This is a genomic window from Micromonospora humida, assembly GCF_016901255.1.
GTDB lineage: Bacteria > Actinomycetota > Actinomycetes > Mycobacteriales > Micromonosporaceae > Micromonospora > Micromonospora wenchangensis.
On record NZ_JAFEUC010000005.1, the window covers coordinates 350295 to 373692 of the forward strand.

At 70.2% G+C, this 23398-nt stretch carries 19 protein-coding genes and 5 pseudogenes; 12 read left to right on the forward strand and 12 right to left on the reverse strand.

Annotated elements, in window-relative coordinates:
• Window positions 1–20: 20 nt before the first annotated feature.
• Complete coding sequence (locus JQX11_RS13125) at window positions 21–446, forward strand: hypothetical protein (RefSeq protein WP_204925248.1); 426 nt, start codon at window positions 21–23, stop codon at window positions 444–446.
• Window positions 443–2368 (forward strand): hypothetical protein, encoded by a 1926-nt coding sequence (locus JQX11_RS13130; RefSeq protein WP_204925249.1) that lies wholly within the window; start codon window positions 443–445, stop codon window positions 2366–2368. The genes JQX11_RS13125 and JQX11_RS13130 overlap by 4 nt, the downstream gene beginning before the upstream one ends.
• 76 nt (window positions 2369–2444) lie before the next feature.
• Here the strand turns inward: JQX11_RS13130 and JQX11_RS13135 are convergent, their stop codons facing one another.
• Together JQX11_RS13135 and JQX11_RS33590 are read right to left on the reverse strand one after the other, a co-directional pair.
• A complete protein-coding gene (locus JQX11_RS13135; RefSeq protein ID WP_204925250.1) occupies window positions 2445–2678 on the reverse strand; it encodes a hypothetical protein in 234 nt (77 codons plus the stop codon).
• A gap of 490 nt (window positions 2679–3168) precedes the next feature.
• A pseudogene (locus JQX11_RS33590) lies at window positions 3169–3453 on the reverse strand (DUF6519 domain-containing protein); the annotation flags it as partial.
• Window positions 3454–4098: 645 nt separating this feature from the next.
• Here JQX11_RS33590 and JQX11_RS13140 point away from each other — a divergent pair.
• Window positions 4099–4368, forward strand: a pseudogene (locus JQX11_RS13140) (STAS domain-containing protein); the annotation flags it as partial.
• Entirely contained in the window at window positions 4368–4634 is a 267-nt protein-coding gene (locus JQX11_RS13145) for a MerR family transcriptional regulator (RefSeq protein WP_204925251.1), read from the forward strand. The pseudogene JQX11_RS13140 and the gene JQX11_RS13145, both read left to right, overlap by 1 nt.
• 171 nt (window positions 4635–4805) lie before the next feature.
• On the opposite strand, the gene JQX11_RS13150 is transcribed toward JQX11_RS13145, so the two are convergent.
• Window positions 4806–6209, reverse strand: coding sequence for an NAD(P)-binding domain-containing protein (locus JQX11_RS13150; protein ID WP_204925252.1), 1404 nt, complete (start codon window positions 6207–6209; stop codon window positions 4806–4808).
• A 75-nt stretch (window positions 6210–6284) separates the two neighbouring features.
• On the reverse strand, window positions 6285–6821 hold the full coding sequence (locus JQX11_RS13155) for a GNAT family N-acetyltransferase (RefSeq protein WP_204925306.1): 537 nt from the start codon (window positions 6819–6821) through the stop codon (window positions 6285–6287).
• Between the two features lie 84 nt (window positions 6822–6905).
• On the opposite strand from JQX11_RS13155, the gene JQX11_RS13160 reads away from it, so the two are divergent.
• The 5 genes from JQX11_RS13160 to JQX11_RS13180 all read left to right on the forward strand — a co-directional run bounded on the left by JQX11_RS13160 (window position 6906) and on the right by JQX11_RS13180 (window position 9744).
• Entirely contained in the window at window positions 6906–7280 is a 375-nt protein-coding gene (locus tag JQX11_RS13160; protein WP_204925253.1) for an ArsR/SmtB family transcription factor, read from the forward strand.
• Between the two features lie 142 nt (window positions 7281–7422).
• A complete protein-coding gene (locus JQX11_RS13165; RefSeq protein WP_204925254.1) occupies window positions 7423–8118 on the forward strand; it encodes an arsenate reductase/protein-tyrosine-phosphatase family protein in 696 nt (231 codons plus the stop codon).
• Window positions 8119–8411: 293 nt separating this feature from the next.
• Window positions 8412–9155, forward strand: a complete 744-nt coding sequence (locus JQX11_RS13170; protein WP_232377769.1) for an aquaporin — start codon at window positions 8412–8414, stop codon at window positions 9153–9155.
• Complete coding sequence (locus JQX11_RS13175; RefSeq protein WP_204925255.1) at window positions 9152–9340, forward strand: hypothetical protein; 189 nt, start codon at window positions 9152–9154, stop codon at window positions 9338–9340. Before JQX11_RS13170 ends, JQX11_RS13175 begins: the two co-directional genes overlap by 4 nt.
• A complete protein-coding gene (locus JQX11_RS13180; RefSeq protein WP_204925256.1) occupies window positions 9337–9744 on the forward strand; it encodes an arsenate reductase ArsC in 408 nt (135 codons plus the stop codon). The genes JQX11_RS13175 and JQX11_RS13180 overlap by 4 nt, the downstream gene beginning before the upstream one ends.
• Before the next feature lie 58 nt (window positions 9745–9802).
• Here JQX11_RS13180 and JQX11_RS13185 read toward each other — a convergent pair whose 3' ends face one another.
• The 3 genes from JQX11_RS13185 to JQX11_RS13195 form a co-directional block, all read right to left on the reverse strand.
• Window positions 9803–11053, reverse strand: coding sequence for a vWA domain-containing protein (locus JQX11_RS13185; protein WP_204925257.1), 1251 nt, complete (start codon window positions 11051–11053; stop codon window positions 9803–9805).
• The gene (locus JQX11_RS13190) at window positions 11050–12279 is read right to left on the reverse strand and encodes an AAA family ATPase (RefSeq protein ID WP_204925258.1); all 1230 of its coding nucleotides are present in this window, start codon (window positions 12277–12279) and stop codon (window positions 11050–11052) included. The genes JQX11_RS13185 and JQX11_RS13190 overlap by 4 nt, the downstream gene beginning before the upstream one ends.
• 62 nt (window positions 12280–12341) lie before the next feature.
• Window positions 12342–13739 carry a hypothetical protein gene (locus tag JQX11_RS13195; RefSeq protein WP_204925259.1) on the reverse strand — a complete coding sequence of 466 codons (1398 nt, stop codon included), beginning with the start codon at window positions 13737–13739 and terminating at the stop codon, window positions 12342–12344.
• A 646-nt stretch (window positions 13740–14385) separates the two neighbouring features.
• On the opposite strand from JQX11_RS13195, the pseudogene JQX11_RS13200 reads away from it, so the two are divergent.
• The 3 genes and pseudogenes from JQX11_RS13200 to JQX11_RS13210 all read left to right on the forward strand — a co-directional run.
• Window positions 14386–14712, forward strand: a pseudogene (locus tag JQX11_RS13200) (transposase); the annotation flags it as partial.
• Between the two features lie 203 nt (window positions 14713–14915).
• Window positions 14916–15218: pseudogene (locus JQX11_RS13205) on the forward strand (tyrosine-type recombinase/integrase); the annotation flags it as partial.
• Between the two features lie 445 nt (window positions 15219–15663).
• Window positions 15664–16832, forward strand: a protein-coding gene (locus JQX11_RS13210) for an IS3 family transposase (RefSeq protein WP_204925307.1) whose coding sequence is annotated in 2 segments (ribosomal slippage) — window positions 15664–15948 and window positions 15951–16832 — 1167 coding nt in all. Because the reading frame shifts where the segments join, the coding sequence is not laid out codon by codon here.
• 72 nt (window positions 16833–16904) lie between these two features.
• On the opposite strand, the pseudogene JQX11_RS13215 reads toward JQX11_RS13210, so the two are convergent.
• From JQX11_RS13215 to JQX11_RS13235, 5 genes and pseudogenes are all read right to left on the reverse strand, one after another.
• A pseudogene (locus JQX11_RS13215) lies at window positions 16905–17111 on the reverse strand (transposase family protein); the annotation flags it as partial.
• Between the two features lie 299 nt (window positions 17112–17410).
• The gene (locus JQX11_RS13220; protein ID WP_204925260.1) at window positions 17411–18409 is read right to left on the reverse strand and encodes a LacI family DNA-binding transcriptional regulator; all 999 of its coding nucleotides are present in this window, start codon (window positions 18407–18409) and stop codon (window positions 17411–17413) included.
• A gap of 214 nt (window positions 18410–18623) precedes the next feature.
• A complete protein-coding gene (locus JQX11_RS13225) occupies window positions 18624–19949 on the reverse strand; it encodes an RICIN domain-containing protein (RefSeq protein WP_204925261.1) in 1326 nt (441 codons plus the stop codon).
• A 730-nt stretch (window positions 19950–20679) separates the two neighbouring features.
• Entirely contained in the window at window positions 20680–22146 is a 1467-nt protein-coding gene (locus tag JQX11_RS13230) for a family 43 glycosylhydrolase (RefSeq protein WP_204925308.1), read from the reverse strand.
• A gap of 19 nt (window positions 22147–22165) precedes the next feature.
• Entirely contained in the window at window positions 22166–23221 is a 1056-nt protein-coding gene (locus JQX11_RS13235; protein WP_204925262.1) for an arabinan endo-1,5-alpha-L-arabinosidase, read from the reverse strand.
• Between the last annotated feature and the right edge of the window lie 177 nt (window positions 23222–23398).

Here is a 23398-nt window from a genome sequence, read left to right on the forward strand (position 1 = left end):
GCCATCCGAATCGAGGGCTCATGACGGTCAGCACGTCCTGTCCGGGCATCTACGTCCAGGAGGTTCCCAGCGCGGTGCGAACCATCACCGGGGTGGCCACCTCGGTCGCCGCCTTCGTCGGCAGCGCCCGGCGCGGGCCGGTGAACACCGCCACGTTCATCAGCGGATACGCCGACTTCGAGCGGACCTTCGGCGGGCTCTGGGCGGAGAGCACGATGAGCGGCGCGGTGCGGGACTTCTTCCGCCAACGGCGGCGGCCAGACGGCGACGAGGGCCGGCTCAACCCGCTCGGCGTCAACTGCCTGCGTTCCTTCCCGAACACGCGGGTGGCGTGGGGAGCACGCACCCTGCACGGCGCGGATGGTGGCGGGCTGCGGACTGACGCTCCCATTCGTGAACGTCCCGAGGCGGAGACGACGGCAGGCAGGGGGGTGAATGCTACATGAAGCGGCCGTACGAGGCCGACACGTCGCACAGCGAGGTAGCGGCGACGACCGCAGACGTGGCCGCCGAGAAATTGGTCGCACAGATTCTTTCCCAGGATGGGCTGACAGTAGACGACGTCGCCGTCGGAGGGCGGCCGAGGTCGCCGTTTACCGGGACGATGGGGAACCACTCCACGGCGTTCGTCGTGCAGGTGGGAGCCATCCGACGAGCCATCATCACCAAGCAGGCGGGCGATGCGGCGGGCGCGATCGGGCAGCTCGTCGCCCAAGTGAGAGAACTCCCTGGATATGGATTGATCAGACGCCTTCCAGAGAAACAACGCGACAACCTCAGGGTCGCCGAGGAGAGGATTGTCGAGAAATGTGCTGATGCCGAACAGATGGGCTTGCTCGATCTTCAGGATATGATCCGGGATTTTCTACAGTTCCGGGAACTCGTACCGCTCACAGTCATCAATGTAAGAGCAGTTGCACAGAGCGATAGCGGGAAGGGGAACGCCGAGGGCGAGCACCATGAGACACTGCGGCGCAGCGAGGAGAATTACGAGCCCATACCCCCCGACAACCTGAAGCTTGCCATCATCGGCCTGCTGGACGTCAAGGCACTCGCGTACATATTGACCGCAACGCCGGGGGACCGCGAAAGAATCTTGCCCGGCAGCACAGAAATCCGTCCGGAAGATCTGAAGCTCATGATCGTCCAGCAGCACATATTTTCCGTGACCATGGATTGCCCGAATGCTTTTGGAAAAGCATGGCCCGGAGTCGCCGCCACGCCGGAGAAATTGCCAGAAATCATCATCCGGGCAATCGATCCAGCTATCGAGGAGCAGCGCGAAAAAGTCCTCAATGCTTGCCTTGCACGTCTCGCCGACTGGGACAGAAGAGCGAGTCCTGGACTCTATGAAGAACGAAGAAGCTCCGCCTACCGCAACGAGCTGGTGGCGCAGATAGAGCAGATTGGCGGAACGCCGCCGAGTGCACCGACGGGTCTCGGGCGTCGGGAGGTCCGGAAACCTGAACGGTTCAGGGAGACCCACGAGCAGCCAACAGCGAAGCCAGCGACCAAGCAGCCCGGGCACTGCAACAACCTACCTGTCGAGTCTGCGCCAATCTGGGCGAAGGAGCAGGTTGAGGGCCGCCGCCGTCAACGGCTCGCCACCCAGGTACGGATCGACAAACGCGGACGGATCATTGGATTGGACTCCAGCGGACGAAGCCCTTCCCCCTTTCCTGGCGCGATAGGGATGGGTGGGCACACCACGGCGTGGATCGTATACATTGACCTCGTGCGCACCACAATCATTTCGAAGACCGCACAAGAAGCGTTCACAGCGCTGCAGAGAATCGCCTCGGCCGCAGATCGGCAGAAAATGCCGTTCAAGAGGCATGTAGATGCAGACGGAAAGGACCTGGCCAGGATCGCCCTGGAGCAGTTCGTGGGGCACGGGTCACGGCTGGCGGAAATCGGCCGGAAGCAGCCGCCGGAGTCGAGGTACCAACTGGAAGGAATTGTACTACAGGAGGCGATCAACTCCCTGTTCACTTTCTTCAACTATCTTCCCGGGGCGACGTTGCAGTCCGGCAACATCAATGGCGCGAGCGAGGGCAGGAAGCGAAAGCTGCTCAAAGGTCATGAAAGCGCCGAAAGCCCGCGTCCCAAGGGACTCCTGCAGCGAAGCCTGCTGGGACTACTTGACCTACGTGGAGTGCAGCAACAAGAGCGGCGACTCGCTCTGATGGACCGCCACCGATGGGCGGTGGAGCAGGCCTATCCGAAGTGCTGGCAGGACTCAGGAATGAAAGAGAAGAATGCAAGCGAGCTACTGAAAATGTCGCCGGAAACCAAGGAGGACGAGACTTGTCCGCCTCTCAAGAAGAGGCGGACGATGGACGACGCCCCACCAAGCAGTCCAGTTTGATCTGGTATAGCTGGCGAGCGTACGTTACGCTGGCCGATCGCCTCCCCGACATCACCCTGCGGCTTTGATCTGTCATTCATCCCGCGCAGAGCCAGAACCGGGTCCGGAGGCCGGTCCCCGGCACGTCGCCGACGGAGGGTAGCCAGAGCACGAGGTGGCAGCGGACCGGCTCAGCCAGCACCGCGAACAACTGCTGACCGACGACGGCGCGGGTGAACTCGGTCGGCAGCCAGCGCACCACCGCCTCGTCGGCGTCCAGTGACACCGTGCCGTCCAGCGCGATCGGCTGGAACCCGGACGCCCCCACCACGTTCCACGCCCTCCGCTCGGCGTCCGCGAGCGGGTATGGCGACGGTGGCCCCGGCGGGCGCGGTCAGCGGCCGGAACAACCGGCGGAGGTCCGTCACCTGGGTCCAGGTTCCGGCGGCGGCGAGGTCGAGCAGCGCGACGGGCGGGAAGCTGTGCGCGACACCGCCAGCGGGGCCGGCACCGCGGGCCGGTGTCGTCACTCGGCCATTCGATGTCGCCGGCTGCGCCCGGCGCGTCCCTGCCGGCGCGCAGGTTGGTGGTACGCGCCGGGATGAGCCAGTAGTCCCCGGTGTGGTGGCTCCCGGCGGTGTCGAACTGGACCTGGACGCCGTCCTCGCGGAGCTGGGCGAGGAGGCCGGGCAGTCCACGGCGGCCTCGGGCCGGGTCGGTGACCTCCACCCAGTCCCCCTTACCGAAGCCGAGGCGTTCGTCGTGCCCCGGCGCATCGAGGCGGATCGTGCCGGCGTCGACGTCCGCCAGCGGCGCGACCACCGAGCCGTTCTCCCGGACCAGACGTAGGTGGGGCCGCCGGCGGTGTCGCTGCCGTCGAGGATCTCCACTCGGTAGAGCTGGTTCTGGAGCCCGCGGTAGCGGGCGGTGGGGACGGGGCACGGGTCGACGTCGGGCTGCGGCGGCCGGGCCCGCAACCGCCCCCCGTCCGCGCTGCCGGGAGGGCCCAGCCAGCCGGGAGCCGGTCGCCGTGGCGTCGACCGGCGCGAGCCGCACCTGCCAGACGGTACGCACCCGGGTGGCGGTGTCGGGTCCGCCGAGGGCAAACTCCCGCAGCTCGCGGCGTTCGAGGGCGGTCACGCGCTCCGACCAATTGAATCGATGCGCGCACATGCCGCGATCCGCATGCTTGCCGGGATCATCGTGCGACAAGCCTGCCCGGGCGTACGGAGCCGGACAGGAGGACGAAGTTCAGCCGATGACGGCGGCGGGGGGTGGGTTCGCAGCTCGCGTCGTGGTCGACGGCCGCAGCGAGCAGTCTGGCGGTTGCTGAAGAAGCCGGGACTGCGGTTTCACCTGCCAGTTCGTCGGGAGCCGGGTCGCCGACCCCTACCCGCAGACCCAGACCTGCGGGGGCGGGTCGGCTGATCAGCCGGTCCGTCGACGGCACCAGGGCTGGAGAACGACACCGAAGGCACTGCGGGACGGGAAGACTCCGGTGGCGGCCACTGCGACGCCGCGATCTGGGCCCCGGTGACCGGCAGGGTGGGCGAGATCTGGTCGAGCAAGCGCTGCGCCACGGTGGCGTCGATCTTCACGTCCGCGCTGATGCGAACATCGGCCGCGGTCGCCAGGTCCACGACGTCGTCGCTGGTGAACGCATCAGCTCCGAGAGTACTCAGCCGTCGCGCGAACTCCTGGACATTGATCATTTACAGCCTCATCGTCGGATTGTTGATTTCCCAGCGTACGGCACCACCCGGGTCTACTCCGTGCACGGGGAGCTGTTCTTCGCCTCCAGCAACGACCTCGTCGGCCGGTTCGACCACGCGAACGGCCCCGACACCGTGGTCATCGACATGACCCACGCCCACGTCTGGGACGCCTCCTCCGTCGCCGCCCTCGACGCCCTCACCACCAAGTACGCCACCCGGGGCAAGACCGTCGAGATCATCGAACTCAACAAGCCCAGCGCCCGCATCCACGACACTCTCGCCGGGCAACTCGGCGTCGGCCACTGATGGCCGCCACCAGCCGGGACACCGGGCCGCAGCACGCCTGCGGCCCGGCCACCGGCCGCCTCATGCAGATCGGCGAGGCGGCAGAGCGGGTCGGGCTGAGCATCCGGACCATCCGCCACTACGAGGAGGCCGGCCTGATCGTGCCCTCCGCCCGCAGCGAGGGCGGCTTCCGCGTCACCGCGCTGCGCGACCAACTCGCCATGGCCGAAGGCTTCGCCGACACGCTCCACGACAGACTCGACCACCACTGTGGTTCGACCAGTTGAGGCCGGGACACCGTCATGGCCGGTGGTGTCATCGACAGCACGCAGGCGGGACGGTGGGGCGGTGCGGCAACCCTGCGAAGCCCGTCACGGACAGACACGCGAGGGGCGGCGATCCACCCCCACGACGGTGCCCGCCGTGGGGATCGGCGGGCACCGTCGTGGAGGTGGGCTTCAGCTGCCGCAGCAGCCGGCCTGCGGGTCGGCGGGGGCGGCGTCGAGGGTGACGAGGTTCAGCGGCGCGGTCAGCAGCCCGCCGGTGGTGCCGGTGGCCAACCCGCGTCCCACCGGCGCGGGTCCGCAGCAACTGTCGCCGGTAGCGGAGTCGTCGGGGTTGCTGTTGCACACGCCGGTTTCGGGGAGGTCGAGCTGGACGTCGCGGGCGGCGGTCCAGTCGCCGGCGAGGGCGGCGACGACGGAGCGGACCTGCTCGTAGCCGGTCGCCATCAGGAACGTCGGCGCGCGACCGTAGGACTTCATGCCGACGGCGTAGTAGCCGACCTCGGGGTGGGTGAGTTCGTCGACGCCGTGCGGGGGGACGGTGCCGCAGGAGTGCTCGTTGGGGTCGATGAGCGGGGCGAGGGCGCGGGTGGCGCCCATGACCGGGTCGAGGTCCAGGCGCAGTTCGGCGGCGATGGTGTGGTCGGGGCGGAAGCCGGTGGCGGCGACGATGCGGTCCACGGTGACCATCTCCTCGCTGCCGTCGCCATGGCGCACCACGACGGTCACCCGGCCGTCGGCGGGGGTGAGGGCGTGCACGGAGAAGCCGGTGAGCAACCGGATCCGGCCGGCGTCGACATGTGCCCGCAGCCGGGAGCCCAGCGCCCCGCGGGCGGGGAGGGCGTCGGCGTCGCCGCCGCCGTAGGTGCGCGCCGGTGAGGTGGTGCGGATCGCCCAGGTCACCTCGGTGCCCGGTTGCCCGACGGCGAGTTCGGCCAGGGAGAGCAGGGTGTTGGCGGCGGAGTGACCGGCGCCGACGACGAGGGTGTGCCGTCCGGCGAACCGGTCGCGGTCGGTGCCGAGCACGTCGGGCAGGGCATGGTCCAGGTATGCGGCGGCGTCGGTCTCACCGCGGGCGGGCAGGCCGGACGCGCCGAGGACGTTCGGGGTGCCCCAGGTGCCGGAGGCGTCGATGACCGCGCGGGCGAGCACCTCCTGGCCGTCGGCGAGACGGATGAGGAAGGGCGTGGTGTCGCGGCCGGCGGTGCGCAGCCGGTCCAGGCCGAGCCGGCTGATCGCCTCGACCCGGGCGTCGTAGCGCAGGTGCGGCTTGAGCTGCGGCAGCTCGGCGAGGGGCTGGAGGTAGTCGGTGGCCAGTTCGGTGCCGGTGGGCAGGGCGTCGAGGTCGGGGGCGACCCAGCCGGCGTCGTCGAGCAGCCGCCGGGCGGCGGGGTCGATGTCGTACCGCCAGGGGGAGAAGATCCGCACGTGGCCCCACTGGCGCACTGCCGCGCCGACGGCGTCACCGGCTTCGAGTACGAGGAACGGTAGGCCGCGCTCGTGCAGGTGGGCGGCGGCGGCCAGGCCGACGGGTCCGACGCCGATCACCACGACCGGAAGGGTGTCCAGGGTGCTCATCAGGCAACTCCGCTGCATCGATAATGGTCGAATCAGAAAGGTGTGCGGGCCCGGGTGTCCGGGGCCGGGAACGGGTCAGGCGATGGTGGTGCTGCGGCGCTCGATCAGGACCACGTCGCGCCACCGGCCGTGGTGGCGGCCGACGCGTTCGCGGACGCCGACGACCCGGAAGCCGGCCCGCTCGTGCAGGGCCAGGCTGGCGGTGTTCTCGGGAAAGACACCGGACTGGATGGTCCAGATCCCGGCGGCCTCGGTGGAGGCGACGAGCGCGTCGAGCAGCAGCCGGCCGGCGCCGCGCCCCCGGGCGGCGGGGTGCACGTAGACGGAGTGTTCGACGACCCCGGCGTAGACCGCCCGGGAGGAGGTCGGCGACGCCGCGATCCAGCCGACGACGACGCCGCCGACCACGGCCACGAAGCGGTGCGCGGGCAGCCGCGCGGCGTCGAAGTCCGCCCAGGTTGGTGCCGTGGTCTCGAAGCTGGCGTTTCCCGCGTCGAGCCCGGCCTGGTAGATCGCCAGGACCGCATCGGCGTCGGCGGCGGTCATCGGCCGTACGGTGACGCCCGCGCGCCCCGCCGGGCCGGTGGGGTCGCCACTGCCGCCAGCCGTCATGATCATGCGTTCCACCCGATTCTGTCTCGACGTCCGTCAAATCAGAGAGTTGCACGGTGATTAGAAGGATGTCAACCTAGAGGAATGTCTAAGCAGCCGGCGTCGCTCGTCGCCATCGACCTGAACGCGACGACCTCGTGCTGTGCGCCGCTTGCGCAGCGGCGGGTGCCCGCAGAGGCGGCCGGGGCTCTCGCGGCGGCGTTCAAGGCGCTCGGCGACCCGGTTCGCCTGCAGTTGATGTCGATGATCGCCTCCGCCGAGGGCGGAGAGGCGTGCGTCTGCGACCTCACGCCGGCGTTCGACCTGACCGGTCCGACGATCTCCCACCACCTGCGGACGCTGCGCGAGGCCGGCCTGGTCGACGCCGAACGGCGCGGCACCTGGGTCTACTACCGGGCCCGGCCGGGCGTGCTGCGCCAGTTGGCGTCCCTGCTCTCCGTCGAGCCCGCCGGCTCGTAGCAACGCGCCCGCCCCCTCGGGCGGGTTCAGGCGGGGAGGCCGGACACTCCGGCCAGCCGACGCCCGGCATGCGGCACCCGGACGACCACGTCCCGGAGACCACTCTTTACCAACCTCCGATAGCTCAGCTATGATTGACTCAATGAACGTTGAGCTTGATTCTCTGGTGGGGCGGGCGCGGATCCACGCCGCGCTCGGGGACCCGGCGCGGCTGGCGATCGTGGACGCGCTCACCCTGGGCGACGCGTCCCCCGGCGAGATCGCCCACACCCTTGACCTGCCCACCAACCTCGTCGCCCACCACGTCAAGGTCCTCACCGACGCCGGCCTGGTGGTCAAGGGCCGCTCCGAGGGCGACAGGCGGCGCACCTACCTGCGGCTGCGGCCGGAAGCCCTCGCCGTGCTCGCCCCGCCGCCGCTGACCGGCGTCGGCCGGGTGGTGTTCGTCTGCACCCGCAACTCCGCCCGCTCCCAGCTCGCCGCCGCGCTCTGGCACGACCGCACCCACAGCCCGGCCGCGTCCGCCGGCACGCAACCGGCCTCCCGGGTGCATCCGCGCGCCGTGGCCGTCGCCGGCCGGCACGGGCTGCGTCTGGACCCCACCGCCACCGCCCACGTCACCGACGTCGTCCGCGACGACGACCTGCTCATCGCCGTGTGCGACAACGCCCACGAAGACCTCAGCGGACCCGTCCGCCCCCGCCTGCACTGGTCGGTGCCCGACCCGGTCCGCGTCGACACAGACGAGGCGTTCGAGGCCGCGTTCGCCGACCTCGCCGCCCGCGTCGACCGGGTCGCCCCCGCCGTCACCACCGCCCCGGGAGACCGCCATGACTGACACCAGCGCCCACCCCTACGCCGAGATGCCCATCGACCAGCAGGTCGCCCCGCGCACCTCGGCGACCCGGCCCGCCGAGGAGTTCACCGGCGTCTGACGGCCCGGAGAGCAACGAGAAGTTCCCGCACTCCAGCCACGACCCCGCCGGCCGCGCGACACCACCGCGTACGACCGACCCGCGACAAGGTCGAACGCCGGGTCCGGCGTCTCCCCGACGACCTGCACGTCCCCACCGACCGACAATCACCTGCCCGGGCATCCGGGACAGCAACACCATGGGAGACAACAGACCGATGACCCCCACCCTGTGGCGGCGCCTGCTGGCCGAGTTCACCGGCACCGCCGCACTGGTCACCGCCGTGGTCGGCTCCGGCATCATGGCCGCCACCCTCTCCCCGGACGACGTCGGCCTGCAGCTGCTGGAGAACTCGATCGCCACCGCGTTCGCCCTCGCAGTGTTGATCCTCATGTTCGGGCCGGTCTCCGGCGCGCACTTCAACCCGGTCGTCTCCGCCGCCGACTGGTTCCTCGGTCGCCGCGCCGGCACCGGCCTCACCGCCCGCGACCTCGGCGGCTACCTGGCGGCGCAGGTGCTCGGCGCGATCGCCGGGTCGGTGCTGGCGAACCTGATGTTCGACCTCGCCGCCGTCGACCTCTCCGGCAGGGACCGCGCCGCCGCCCACCTGTGGCTCGGCGAGGTCGTCGCCACGACCGGCCTGATCCTGCTGATCTTCGCCCTCGCCCGGTCCGGCCGCGGACCCGTCGCCCCCGCCGCCGTCGGCGCCTACATCGGCGCCGCCTACTGGTTCACCTCGTCCACCTCGTTCGCCAACCCCGCCGTCACCATCGGCCGGGCGTTCACCGACACCTTCGCCGGCATCGCCCCCACCTCCGTGCCCGGCTTCGTCGTGGCCCAGCTCGTCGGCCTCGCGGTCGGTGTCGGCCTGCTCGCCGCCCTCTATCCCGATGCCGGTGCCGCCGCCGACCAGGTCGTCGTCCCCACCGACGCGGACGCCACCGTCCACCACCGCTCGTGACGCGGCGCCCGCACGGCACCGGCGCGGCCGAACTCCCGCCCGGGCTGTTCGACCGCCGCCACGACCCGGGCCGCCACCCGACGCCCGACCGCAACGACAGCCCCGACCCTCGCCCGTTCGTCCCTCTCAACGACATGCTGGTCAACCGGACCCGCGACCCGTACCGCCTGGAAGGCACCCCATGAGTGACAAGCCCAGCGTCCTGTTCGTCTGCGTCCACAACGCCGGCCGTTCCCAGATGGCCGCCGGCTGGCTGCGCCACCTCGCCGGCGACACCGTCGAGGTCCGCTCCGCCGGCAGCGCACCCGCCGCGACCGTCAACCCCGCCGCCGTCGAGGCGATGCGGGAGGTCGGCATCGACATCACCGACCGGACCCCCCAACTCCTCGAGTACGCAACGGCCGAGTCCTCGGACGTGATCGTCACCATGGGCTGCGGCGACGCCTGCCCGGTCTTCCCTGGCAAGCGGTACGAGGACTGGAAGCTCGACGACCCGGCCGGCAAGGGCGTCGAGTCGGTCCGCCCGATCCGCGACGACATCCGCGCCCGCGTGGAGCAGCTCCTCGACGAGCTGCGCCCGACCGCCTGACGTCACCCTCGACGCCGCCCGCCGGAGCCCCGTTACCTCCTTGACCTGGCTGGGGGGTTCACCGACTGGCGGGAGCAGACCCGATGGTGACCACGCGCGCCCACTCGGGTGGCGAGTCCGGCACGTAGTCAGGATCGTCCTCGCTCCACCCGGTGGCCCGGGGAAACAACCCGACCACGGTGCGGCAGGGCGGCCGCGAGGACGGCCAGGGTGTCTGCCCGTCGGTCAACACGACGACGACGTCGGGGCACGGCCTGTCCCGCAGCGCACGGGCGAAACCCGCGCGCAGATCCGTACCGCCACCGCCGAGCAGCAGGATGTCCTCGATGCGGCACAGGGGGCGTACGACCTCGGCCGCCGCGTCGCACGGCAGCACGGTGACCAGGTCGCGCCGACCGCCGACGGCCCGGGCGATCGCGGCCACCTCGAGCAGCGCGCTGCCCAGTTCGGCGTCGCTGACCGAGCCGGAGGTGTCGATGACGACGCAGACCCGTGGGGGTCTGCGCCGCAGCGCCGGTAGGACGACGCCGGGTACCCCTGCCGAACGCCTCGACTGTCGACCGTAGGTGTAGTCCTCACCGACGCCGGGCGCGGTGACCACCGAGCGGACCGCGGCTGCGAGCAGCTCCCGCCACGGCTGCGGTGGATGGAAAGCCTGCTCCGCCCACCGTCGCCAGCTCCGGGGCAGGTTTCCCGGTCGGGCGGTGATGCCTTGCGCCACCCGGAACCGCACCGCGTCGCGTTCCTGTGGGCTGAGTGCGTGCGCGCCGTCGGGTCCGAGGTCCCACTCCCGCTGCAGGCCGTCGGCGCCGCTGCCGCAGTCGAGCCAGGCCAACTGCCGGGTACGCGGTCCGAGCCGGAACTGGCGCAGATAGTCCTCCATCAGCTGCCCCTCGGGCAGCAGCAGGTCGCCGGGTTCGACGGTGCCCTCGGGGCGGGCCAGCCCGTCGCCGAAGACATCGTCATTGATCTCGCAGTCCGCGGCGATGTTCATCCGCAGCCGCTCCCCCGGCCCGGTCAGCCCGCGTTCCCGCGCGACCCGGTCGCTGCGCCCGTGGTGGTCACGGAGCAGGTGCGACACCTCGTGCACCCACACTCCGGCGAGTTCCTCCACCGGGGTGCGGTCCACGAACACCGGCGAGACGTAACATCGCCAGTGCCGGTCCACCGCCATCGTGGGCACGCGCCGGGACTCGACGACGTGCAGGGCGAACAGCGCCACCGCCAGGTAGGGCCGAACCCGGACAGCGTGCAGCCGGGCGGTGAGGAGCTTGTCCCGGTCGAGCGTGCCGGCCGGTCCGGGCGTCACCGGCCGACCCCCGCGACCCGGGCCGCCACCTGGTCGGCCCGACGGGACAGGGCCACCACCCCGGTGAGCCGCTCGATCGATGCGGGCACCTCCCAGTCCTCGCGGCGCAGCCGGGCGAGGGTGGACGCGGGGACGACCACCAGGTCCGCAGCCCCCGTCTCCAGCGCCTGGGCCAGCAGCGTCCAGGCCGCGTCCCAACGGGACCGCTCAGGGTGCCGGCGGACCGCCTCCACCACACCGTCCAGCACGGCCTGGCGCAGGTCGCCGCGCTTGGGCAGGACGGCGGCCCCCGGGTCGGCCAGCAGCACCTCGGGGTCAGGAAGATCCATCCGGTCCAGGCTGGCCAGCAGCTCCAGTCCCGGGCCGTCGCCCACGGTGCCCCTGACCAGCATCGACAGGACCTCCCGGGAGGTGCCGGCGGCGGTGGCGAAAGCGATCAGGCGAAGGGTCATCTCCCAGCTGCGGGGCGACGGCCACGGGCCGCCACGACCGGCCTCGCTGGTCGGGAGCCGGTGCACCAGCGCCGGGCGGGCCGCCAGGAGCACGCACACCGCGCGACGGGCGAAGGCGACGGCGTCCGGCAGCCGCTGCGGGTCGAGCCGGGGCAGTGCCGCCCGGGGCCAGGTCCCGCCCAGGCCGCGTACGACGACGTCGTGGTCGTAGGTCCACTGCAGATGGACGAACCGGTTGGCCAGCGGCGGGCTCAGCTCCCAGCCGTCGGCGGCCGAGGATCGTGGATTGGCGGCGGCCACGATCCGGACCCCGGCCGGTAGGCGCAGGCTGCCGATCTGCCGCTCGAGCACGAGTCGGAGCAGGGCGGCCTGCACGGCGGGTGGGGCGGTCGACAGTTCGTCCAGGAACAGCAGCCCGCGACCGGCGCGTACCAGGCGCACGGCCCAGTCCGGCGGTGCCATCGGGACACCCTGGGTCGCCGGATCGTCGCCGACGACCGGCAGCCCCGCGAAGTCGGAGGGCTCGTGGACGCTGGCGATCACCGTCGTGAGCGGCAGGTCCAGTGCGGCGGCGAGCTGGGTGAGGGCGGCGGTCTTGCCGATTCCCGGCTCGCCCCAGAGCAGCACCGGCAGGTCGGCGGCCACGGCCAGGGTCAGTGCCTCCAACTGCGGGTCGCAGCGGGTCTCGGTGGTGGTGTCGCACAGCAGCGCCACCAGGCCGGCGGCGACGTCGAGCTGCGGGGCGGTGTCGATCGGGGTACGCGGAAAAGGCATCGGAGATCACCTGAGATCGTGTTGGCCGGCCCGGAGCCGGGCGAGGGGGCGAGGTCCCGCGGTCAGCGGGCGATCGTGTGGCGTGGGTGGGAGCGGCGGTCACGCTTGAGCTGCCGGTCCCGGGAGCAGGGGGCAGGTCCCTGGTCGACCAGCCCGGCGCGGAACAGCCCGTACGTGATGCGGCGCAGCGCGGCGTCTTGCAGTTCCTCACGCAGCTCCCCGCTGCGCAGGAGCGCCTCGGGTCCGAGCAGGGCCTCGACGGCGGCCAGCGCCCCGGCGGTGTCGCCGTGGTCCAGGCGGGCGCGGATGTCGGGAAGGCATTCCGGCCGGCGGTGCGTTTCGTCGACCGCCCGCAGGCAGGGCAGCGGGGTGCCGGTCAGGGCGGCCAGCAGTTCCTCCCGGTGGAGTTCCGCCGGATCGTGGTCGAGGGGTGCAAGCGCACCGTCCACCAGGCCGATGCGGTGCCAGGTTCCCCGGCAGGCCACGAGACGTGGCGCTGCTGCCGGGACCGGCGACGCGGACGCGGCGGCCACCGGGTGGCCGGGCGCAAGCGCCGCGGCCACCAGCGGGTGGAGCCGGTCGACCTCGATCAGCCCGCGACGCAGTAACTCCGGGTCGGGTGCCGTCCAGGTCGCCGCGTCGGGCAGCACCGGCAGCCCGGCGACCCGACCGGCCCGTGCCGCCCCGGTGATCCGTGCCCCGGGTGCCTGCGGGTCCGCCCCTGCCGGAGCGACGTGCAGTAGCAGTCGACGTCGAGGGCCGAGGCGCACCGTCACGGCCCCGCCGGTACGGCCTTCGGCGTGGAGCAGTATCGCCGCTTCGGCCGCCCACCGGTGCACCGCGTAGCCGCTTTCCCGCAACGCGTCCCAGGGCTGATCAGGTCGCATCACGGTGGTGTCGGAGGGTGACCGCTGGGTACCCGACCGGCTCGGTAGCTCGTCGGCTCTGCGTACGTCCCAGAGGTGACGGTGCAGGTCGAAGCGGAACCGACGGTCGGGACGCGGATGCGGATGCGGGCAGTTGCCCGCTTCGCCGGTTCCGACCCACAGCGCCAGGCTGATCCGTTGGCCCGCATCCGCCCAGGCCGGCGGCGTCCGGGCCACGAGGTGCACCGGCTCGACGCCGTCGTGTTCCGCCAGACGGTAGCTGGTCAGCGAGACGGTCAGACCCGGGCGCAGCAGCCCGTCGGGAGCGATCCTCGGCAGGTGCCAGCGCAGCAGGTCCGGCGCGAGATGCCGGAGATCGGCCCGCAGGCGGGCGGCCAGGTCACGGCCGTGTCGGCGGGCTACGGCGCGCAGGTCGAGGTCGACGTCGACGCGGGCGGCGGCGCACGCACCGGCCCAGTCGCCGACGAGGCGACGAGCGGTCGCGGCCTTGATCATGGAGGGCGGCACGGCGTACTCGCGCACCCGCTGCCAGAGGGAGAGGCGGGAATCCGCATTCGCGGCGAGGGAGCGCATCAGCACTCACCTTGCGCGAACCGGGCCCCCAATCTGAGAGAAGGATTCATCGTGGCGGAGCATAGCGCCCCGCTGTGAGCTACGCCAAGGCACAATCCAGCCTGCACGGAATCGACTGCTACTCGCCGTTTGCGGCGGTCGGCCGAGCTCGGACGGGTTTGGGACGCCCCCGGGCGCCCGGACGGGGGGATCGTCGATCGCCGCCCGGGACAGGTCGGGTGGTGCGTCGGCGCGGAGCATGCCGAGCAGGATCATGTGCAGCTGCCAGTTCCGGGGTGCCAGGGGCTGCACCGGCACGGGGACGGTCCTGCTCGGTGCCGTCGCCGAGCTGTCCATAGCCGTTGCAGCACCACGACAGAACGCCGCCGCCACGGTGGCACCTCAGGCGAGGTGCCACCCGGTGTCGCAGGTGGGGCGACGGCCGCAGCAGGGTGGGTCAGCTGTGGCAGCCACGGGGTGCGTGGGCGCACAGCGCGACCACGTCACCGGAAGGCGCCGACGCCAGCGCCGCCTGGGCACCAACGACGACGAATGCCAGGGCGGCACCCGCGACGACCGCGCGAACCAATATGGACATAATCGCCCCTTCGAGGTCGGGAAATTCAACACAATCGATAATATCGTTGTCGCTCGATGCCCGGCCAACGTCGGATTTTCTGGCGGGCGCAGCCGCCCGGACCGGGTCCTGGCCGACAAGGCGTACACGTCGAAGGCGAACCGGGCCTACCTACGCCAGCGGGGCATCGCCGCGACGATCCCGAGCAAGGCCGACCAGGACGCCCACCGGCGGGCCAAAGGGTCCAAGGGCGGCCGGCCGCCAGCCTTCGCCCCCCACCTCTACCAGCAACGTCACGCCGTGGAGTGCGGCATCAACCGCCTCAAGCGCAACCGAGCCGTGGCCACCCGATACGACAAACTCGCCGTCCGCTACGAAGCCACCATCCACATCGCCGCCATCAACGAGTGGCTGTGACCGACTTCGACACAGGCCCTAGCCCCAGGTTCAACCCTGGTCTCAGCCCATCGACCTGCCCATAGTAGACCCCTCCTTGCTTACCTCCATGCGGGCTGCCCACGTCACCAGCGTCGGTGCCCCGCCCCGGCCCTCACCTCCTTGCCTCTCGGTGTCCAAATCTGCTGTTGTCGACAGCCATCAGGCCAACATCGCCCAAAGATCCACGTGGCGGTCGGATCAGTACCGCCGTGCTACGGGACGCGACGCATTGGGACGAGGTGGTGACGAAGCTCGGGTACGAACACCTGCGGCGGCACGACCTACGGCACACCGGGTTGACCTGGATGGCCGACGCCGGGGTTCCGGTGCACGTCCTGCGGAAGATCGCCGGCCACGGGTCGCTGACCACGACACAGCGATACCTGCACCCCGAGCGGCAGTCGATCACCGACGCGGGAACGGCGCTCAGCGCCCACTTGAAGGCCCGCCGGTCCCCAGGTGGTCCCCAGCTACGTGCCGTCTAGATCAGCAATACCCTACTGAGGGAGAATGAAAAAGAACCCGTTGAACAGGGCGTACACCCTGGTCAACGGGTTCCTTAGCAACTGTCGGGACGGCCGGATTCGAACCGACGACCCCTTGACCCCCAGTGGACTAGCAGGTCTACCGGCGACTGCCAGTCGATACCGCCTCCTGCCGAATATGCAGGTAATCGGCCAGGCGGCGGTCCGAGGCAGGTCGGGCTCTACCGGGCCTTCCCGGGCCGTCCGTGAGACGGTTGTGAGATCTCACGGACGGCCCGGCTGCGGAGAGGCGCTAGAGAAACGACACCAGCGCCTCCCCGCCACCGAACGCTCGATGCATAGGCCTCTCAACAGCTTGTACGACTTCCTCCCACGACGGGTCTGCTGCACCGATAGGTGACATCTGAGATGGCTTGCCCTGACGGTGAGCTGGAAGGATGTTGCTGTGCCCAAGCCCTACCCTCGTGAGTTCCGCGATGACGTCGTGCGGGTGGCCCGTGACCGTGACCCGGGCGTGACCGTCGAGCAGATCGCGAAGGACTTCGGAGTCCACCCGATGACGTTGTTCAAGTGGATGCGCCAGGCTGACGTTGACGCCGGAACCAGACCGGGTGTCAGCGGCAGCGAGTCGGCCGAGCTGCGTGAGGCCCGCAAGCGGATCAAGCTCCTCGAACAGGAGAACGAGGTCCTGCGCCGGGCCGCGGCCTACCTGTCGCAGGCGAATCTGCCGGGAAAAGGCTCTACCCGCTCGTGAGCGAGCTGGCCGCCGACGGGATCCCCGTCGCGGTGACGTGCCGGGTATTGACCATCGCTCGTCAGCCCTACTACCGGTGGCGTGCCCACCGTGTCACCGACGCCGAACTGGCTGCGGCGTACCGGGCGGACGCGTTGTTCGACGCCCATCGCGACGACCCGGAGTTCGGCTACCGGTTCCTGGCCGATGAGGCCCGCGCTGCCGGTCAGCCGATGGTCGAGCGCACCGCCTGGAGAATCTGCTCTGGCATGGGCTGGTTCAGCGCGTTCAGCAAGAAGAAACGTCGGGGCAAGGGCGGCAAGGTCGGTCCGCCGGTGCACGACGATCTGGTGCGCCGCAACGTCACCACGGACGGCCCGAACCGGTTGTGGCTGGCCGACATCACCGAACACCGCACCGGCGAGGGCAAGCTCTACCTGTGCGCGATCAAGGACGTGTGGTCCCACCGGATCGTCGGCTACTCCATCGACTCACGGATGAAGTCGAGGCTGGCCGTCAACGCCCTGCACAACGCCGTAGCCCGCCGTGGTGACGTGACCGGATGCGTGCTGCACACCGACCGCAGGTCGCAATTCCGCAGCCGGAAATTCGTCCACGCCCTCCACCAACACCACATGATCGGGTCGATGGGCAGAGTCGGCGCCGCCGGCGACAACGCCGCCATGGAATCCTTCTTCGGCCTGCTCCAGAACAACGTCCTCGACCGCCGAACCTGGACTACCCGCCAGCAACTCAGGACCGCGATCGTGACCTGGATCGAACGGACCTACCACCGCCGCCGACGCCAACGATCCCTGTCCCGGTTGACCCCCATCGAGTACGAGACCATCATGACCCCACCGGCCAGTCAGGCCGCGTGACTGAACCTGTCACCTATCGGTGCAGCAGACCCCTGCGCTGAGCAGAGCGATCGCTTCTTGGATGTAGCGCTAGGCGGTAGCCACGCCGATCTGGAAGCCGGCGGCGAGGCGGCTGTAGGTGTCGCTGTTGCGCAGATGGGCCAGGGCGAGTAAGGCCTGCTGGCCCGGGTTCAGTCGCCGCCAGCGGGATAAGCGCTGCTGGCGGTGGGCGCGGATGCGGTCGGCGAGGTGGTTCAGGCTCCGGATGGACAATGGGATCGTGGCGAGGTAGGACAAAATGGCGAGGCTCCCGGCCGGGGCATCGGATGCTGGTCGATCTGCTGTCCTGCCTGGAGCCTCGCGCCCATCGATCACCGGGTCCACCACACCCACCCCGAGCTGCAAAATCATCTTCAAATGGCTCGCCGTATGGCGAGAATGCGATCGACATGCCATCGGCGTCTCCGAGTTCAGCGGCGGCATTGCTTTTCCCGCTTCGACCTGGCGTGGTGAGTGGTGTGGAGCTCCGGCTACCGGTTCTGTGCGTTCGCCCATCACTGCCGTCGCACAGGCATCATCGGCGCCGCGGAGAGCCACGCTCATTCCCAGTGACGAGGTGGCGCCGTGCTATGCCTGATCACCAGCTCAGGCACGAGCAGTTGCTGCCGCGGTGTCGGAGGGCTCCCGGCCGGGTCCAGTTGGGACAGCAGTAGCCCCAGGCTGAGCCGACCCAGCTCGGCGAAGTCCTGACGTACAGTGGTCAGCGGCGGCAGGTAGTGCGCGCCGTAGAGCGCCCCGTCGAAGCCCACCACGCTGACATCCTCGGGGACCCGTCGGCCGGCCTCGTGCAGGGCCCGCAGCACGCCGAGGGCCAACTGGTCGCTGGCGCAGAAGACGGCCGTCACGCGCGGATCGGCCGCCAGCCGCCCACCCTGCTCGTACCCCGCCCGCGCACTCCAGTTCCCCGACATGACGGGAGGGATCGGCCGGCCGGCATCCCTCAACGCTTCGCGCCAGCCTCGGATTCGCTCGCCGGCCTCAGGCCAGTCGTCCGGCCCGGCCACGTGGTGGACGGTGCGGTGTCCCAGCTCGATCAGGTGCCGGCTGGCCAGGCGCGCGCCCGCGACGTTGTCGATCTGGGTACTCGGCACCGCGTCGCTGCTGCCCCCGCCCACGGTCACGCAGGCCACCGTGGGCGGGGCCTCAGCCAGCGCGTCGGACATCGCCGTCTTGGGCGCGATGGTGATGATCCCCTCGACCGACTGCTGGCAGAGCCGGTCCACCGCGTCGAGCACCGACCGGCGGTCCAAGTGGCGGGCGCTGGCGACGCTCACCGAGTAACCCGCCGCCCGTGCCGCGCTCTCGATCGCGAACAGCATCGAGGTCGGACCGAACAACGAACTCTCGCAGCCGATGATCCCCACCGTGCCGGACCGCCGTGTGACCAGCGCGCGGGCAAGGAGATTCCGGCGGTAGTGCAACTTCTGCATCGCGTCCAGCACCCGCTGCCGGGTTGCGGCCGCGACGTGCGGACGCCGGTTGATCACCCGGGAGACCGTCTGGTAGGACACTCCTGCCAGCTCGGCGACGTCACGCATGCTGGGGCCCCTGGGCCACCCGGCCGGTCGGATCGAGGCTTCCGACCACGGGCCGCCCCCCACCCGGGGGCCGTTCACCTCGACCACGACCCACCCTCCTCGATCTCGGTCCACCCACGGTCCAGCTCCGGATGATGACCGCCGAGAAGGTGTCGGCGGAGCGCCCGTCGCCCCCGTACCGGCGCGGGCCGGCACCGGGGCGACGGGCTCCGGGTCAGACGGGTCGGCGGGTGAAACGTTGGTTCGGGTTGCCGGAGTACGCGTACTGGGAAATGCGGACGCCGTCGGTGGTGGAGTTCTCCCACACGTCCATGGCCAGTCCGGACTGACGGTTGACGAGGCTGATCACGCCGCCGCCGTGGTCGGTGATGCGCCACTGCTGGCTGGCCGCGTTGGAGTCGGGCTGCTGGGTGATGTCGGCGCCGCTGGCGTTGTTGGCCACTTGGAGCACCAGGCCGCTGTGGCGGGCCCTGATGCGGAAGTAGCCGCCGCCGGCGTCGAGGAACTCGAACTGCTGGTTCGGCCCGCCGTTGCTCGGCCACTGGACGAGGGCGGCCCCGGCTGTGGTGGAGGCGCCGGTGATCTCAGCGACCTTGCTGCTGTGCTGGGCTATCAGGTGGTAGAAGGTGGAGGTGGGCGGCGGCACGGTCGAGCCCGGGACGAACTCCCACCTGGTGGTGGACGACGTCGCGTCGGCGGTGAGGCGGTCACGGGCGGTGGTGTCGCCGTACAGGCTCCACCGCATCCAGTCGATGAAGGTCCGCATGGACAGGGCGTTGCCGAAGAAGTTGCCGTGGTCGCCGCCGAGGAAGGTGAGGAACGCCTTGGGGGCAGGCAGCTCCGCATACGCCTGGCGGGCCGAGGAGTACGGGCAGGTGGGGTCCCGATCGCCGTGGATGAACAGCACGTTGGCACGGACACTGCCGCCCGGGTTGCCCATGTCTACGCAGGACATGGGGATCGCGGCCTTGATCCGGGGGTCGGGGAAGGCGGTGAGCATCGCATGGGTGGTCATGCCGCCCATCGAGTGCCCGGACATGCCGACCCCGACAGTGGTGTCGATGTGGCCGGCCAACGGGTCACCCGCGGTGTTGAGGGCAAGGGTCCGGGTGATGGCTTCGGAGTTGTCCCTGGGCAGTTCGCCGTTGTACGTGTCACCGATGCCGACGCTGGGCACGCTGACGGCGGGCACGATGAAGCCGGCGGCAGCCAGCGGACGGATGACCGACAGGGCGCCCTGCGGGGTGCCGCCGAGGCCGTGCTGGTAGGCGCAGACGGGGAAGATGCCCGGGGCGACGGGGGCGTTGGTGACGGGATTACCGCCGGGGGCACCGGTGGCGGGGTAGTACACGAAGGTGGTGATCCGGCGGCTGCCGCGCATCCAGTTGTACTGGCGCACGCCCACGGCGAACGGCGTGGTCGGCGCGGCCCGGAGCGGACGGACCGGGCCGGCGTGCGCCTGCCAGGGACCGAACACGGATCCCGCGCCCACGGTGGCCGCTCCGACGACGCCCAGCCTGAGGAAGTTACGTCTGTACATGGGATTCACTCCTTGCGATGGAGGTGATCAGGGTCGGTGTGTCCTGCTTCCCGGCACCCGTGAACGGACCCACGTGGCGAACCCCGTCCGGGCACGGATCGGGTGCCGCGCCCCCGGCAGGTCGCCGGGTCCGTGTCCGGCTATCGCCGTCCGGCAGTCGCGGCCGGGTGCCGTCGGCCGTGGCGGCACCGTCGACGTCCGGGCACCTGCCGGCGTCGACCGCGGTCTCCGTGCCGTCGGCGTTGATCCGGAGCTGCTGACCGGGCTGGCCGTCGCGGTCCGGATCTCGACCGGGGTGCGCCCCCGGCCCCCTTCCGCGCCCGGCTCCGAGTGCCGGGGTGGCTGCCCAGACGGTCACCGCCGGAAGCGTGAGACGACTCGGATCGGACGCTCGTGACGCCCTTTCGCCGCACGATTACGGCGGGAATCGTCATGCTCCTCGGTGTTACCAGTTACTTCTGCAACTTAACAAATAGATAGATTGCCGTCAATGTCTATGCTCTACAGCAATTGCCGTCACCCGGCTTATGGCCACCTTGAACCATTCGCCACGGGCCGAGCGGAGTCCCGGGCGCGTCCATATCCGACGTCCCGTGCAGGCAGATCCTGTTCAGCGACGACACGAATGACGACGGGCTGCGCCACCGATACCCGTGCAGTTGAGCTAGGTGGTCGCCACCCGCGCCCGGAGGGACTGCTGGGCGTGGGTGGCGACCGGGACCTGCGCGTGCTATTCGCCGGAGGGTGCGGTCAGCGTCGTGCCCAGCCGTACCGGGGTCCCGAAGTTGGGCGTGCCGTCGGCGTTCCAGGTGAACTTCTGGGCGCGGGTGGAGCGGTTCATGTCGCATCCGCCGGAGGCGGAGTCGTTGGCGTGGTAGACGATCCAGTCCTCGGTGCCGTCCGGTGACTTGAAGAACCCGTTGTGGCCGGGCGCGAACACACCGTTCGCGTCGCTGCGCTGGAACACCGGGGTGGACTTCTTCGTCCAGTGCGCCGGGTTCATCGGGTCGGTGCCGGTGAGGGTGAGCAGCCCGAGCTTGTAGTCCGGACCCCAGCAGGCGGAGGCCGAATAGACGACCATCACCTTGCCGTTGTGGTAGAGCGGCTCGGGTCCCTCATTGACCGCCCCGGTCTGCCGTTCCCAGGACAGCGTCGGCGAGGAGAGCCGCGCACGGGAGCCCTGCAGGGTCCAGGGGTTGGCCAGCCGCTGGATGGAGTTGCTCTGCCCGGCGCCGTCGCCGCCATAGGTTGCCATCAGGTAGAGGCTGCTGCCCACCCTCAGCACGCTGGCGTCGAGGGACCAGTCGCTGCCAAGGTCGGCCTTGAAGGTGTACGGGCCCATCGGGTCGGTGCCCGCCGATTCGAGGACGTGCAGCCGTTGGGTGGGGTTGTAGTCGGGGACGTTCCGGCCGGCGGTGTAGTAGAAGTACCAGCGGTTGCCGTTCGGGCCGTTGATCAGGTGGAACTCCGGCGCCCACATGTTGCAGCAGCCGTTGGGCCGGCTCGACAGGTTGAAGATGACCTGGTCGGGCGCGGTGGCCAACCCGGCCAGGGTGGTCGACCGGCGCATGGTGATGGTGGAGTTCCAGGTCGTGGTGGCCAGGTAGTAGTAGCCGTTGTGGTACTGCAGCCACGGGTCCGGGCCGTTGCGCTTGATCGGGTTGGTGAAGGTTCGGGTGCCGGGGCCGAGGGCGACGAGCTGCCACTGCTGGTTCGCGCCGTCGAGGTCCTGGTACTGCGAGACCTTGGCACCGTCGGCGGTGGACCACTCCCAGACCTCGAGGGCCTTGCCGCTGTTGCGGTTGATCAGCCGGACCTGACCGCCGGCCGAGTCGGCGAGCCGGAACTGCTGGCGGGCGTCGTTGCGGTCGGCGTTCTGCACCAGCTGGACGCCGTCAGCGGTGGTGGGCAGGTCGAGCACCTTGCCGCTGTGCACCGATTGCAGCCGGTACCAGCCACTGCCGGAGTCGAGGAACCGCCACTGCTGCCAGGCACCGTCGTTGCGGGTGTACTGGTTGATGGCGGCACCGTCGGTGGTTGCCAGGTTGTAGACATCGAGGGCCTTGCCGCTGTTGCGGTTGACCAGCACGTAGGACACGTTCGGCTGCACCGTGGCGGCCTCGGCGGCCGGGGTGGCGACCGCCGTGCCCGCCGCGGCGAGCATCGCCACCGCCCCGGTGACCAGGATTCTGCGCATCATCGGATCCCCTTCCCGGTCAGTAGACGAACGGCCAGCCGGCGTTGTCGTAGCCGAGCAGGTTGATGCCCAGCAACGAGGCGCCGTTGTTCGCGTAGTAGTGGTAGACGAGGACCTCGGCGTCGGTGTCGGTGAACACCGCCTGGTGCCCGGGCCCGTGGATGCTGCCGTGTCCGGCGAGCACCTGGGTGCCGCCGCCGGCGGTCATCGCCACCCCGTTGCGGTCGAGGTACGGGCCGGTGATCGAGGTGGACCTGCCCACCATGACCCGGTACGTGCTCGCCGCACCCTGGCAGCACCGGTCGAACGACACCCACAGGTAGTAGTAGTTGCCATGCCGCACGATCACCGGGGCCTCGATCGCGCCTCCGTTGCGGCCCGCGATGCTGCGCACCGTCGTGTCGGAGCGTTTCCCGGTGGCCGGGTTCAACGCCACCATCTTGATGCCCGACCAGAACGACCCGAAGCTGAGCCACCACCTGCCGGAGGCGTCGACGACCAGATTCGGGTCGATCGCGTTGAAGTTGTCAGAGGTGCGGGACTCGATCACCAAACCCTGGTTGGTCCAACTCCCGGAGGCACCGGTCGTGCTCGTGGCCAGGAAGATCGCCGACCGGTTCGACCCGAACGTCGAGGCCGAGTAGTACAGCCAGTACCGGCCATCACGGTAGGACAGATCCGGTGCCCACAGGTTGCGACTGCCACCGGTGTACGTCGTGGTCCACGGCGCACCGCCGGGGAACACCGCACCCGCGTTACGGAACGCGGTCCGGTCACTGGAGGTCTTGAGAGCGATGTTGTCACCGGTGTGCGCCAACAGGTAACCACCACCGGGACGAACCACGATCGTCGGGTCGTGCACCCCGACGTCGCCGGTGACCCGGCCCGGACCCGGGTAGGACCCGGGCGGTGTGGTGGGCGTCGCCGCCGCCCGGGGCGCCGCAGTCCGGGAGGCGGCCGACGAGGACTGCGTTGCCGAGGCCCCGCCGGCCGCCAGAACGGCGACGGACAGGGACAGCACCGCCAGGCGGCGGAGGGTGGGCGTTTTCCGTACGGGTGAAACTGAAGTTGTCACGACTACTCCTGGGGACGGGGCGCCGGGCAGCCCGATGGCCTGCGGGAACGGCGCGATGAGTGGTATGTCGTTCGGTGGCTTGCGGTGGATCAGTGCGCATCGGTGGTCGGGTGCGGATGGATGTCGGAGACGGGGTCAGGGGGCCATGGATGCCCGGAGTTTCACGAGCGGGAGGCT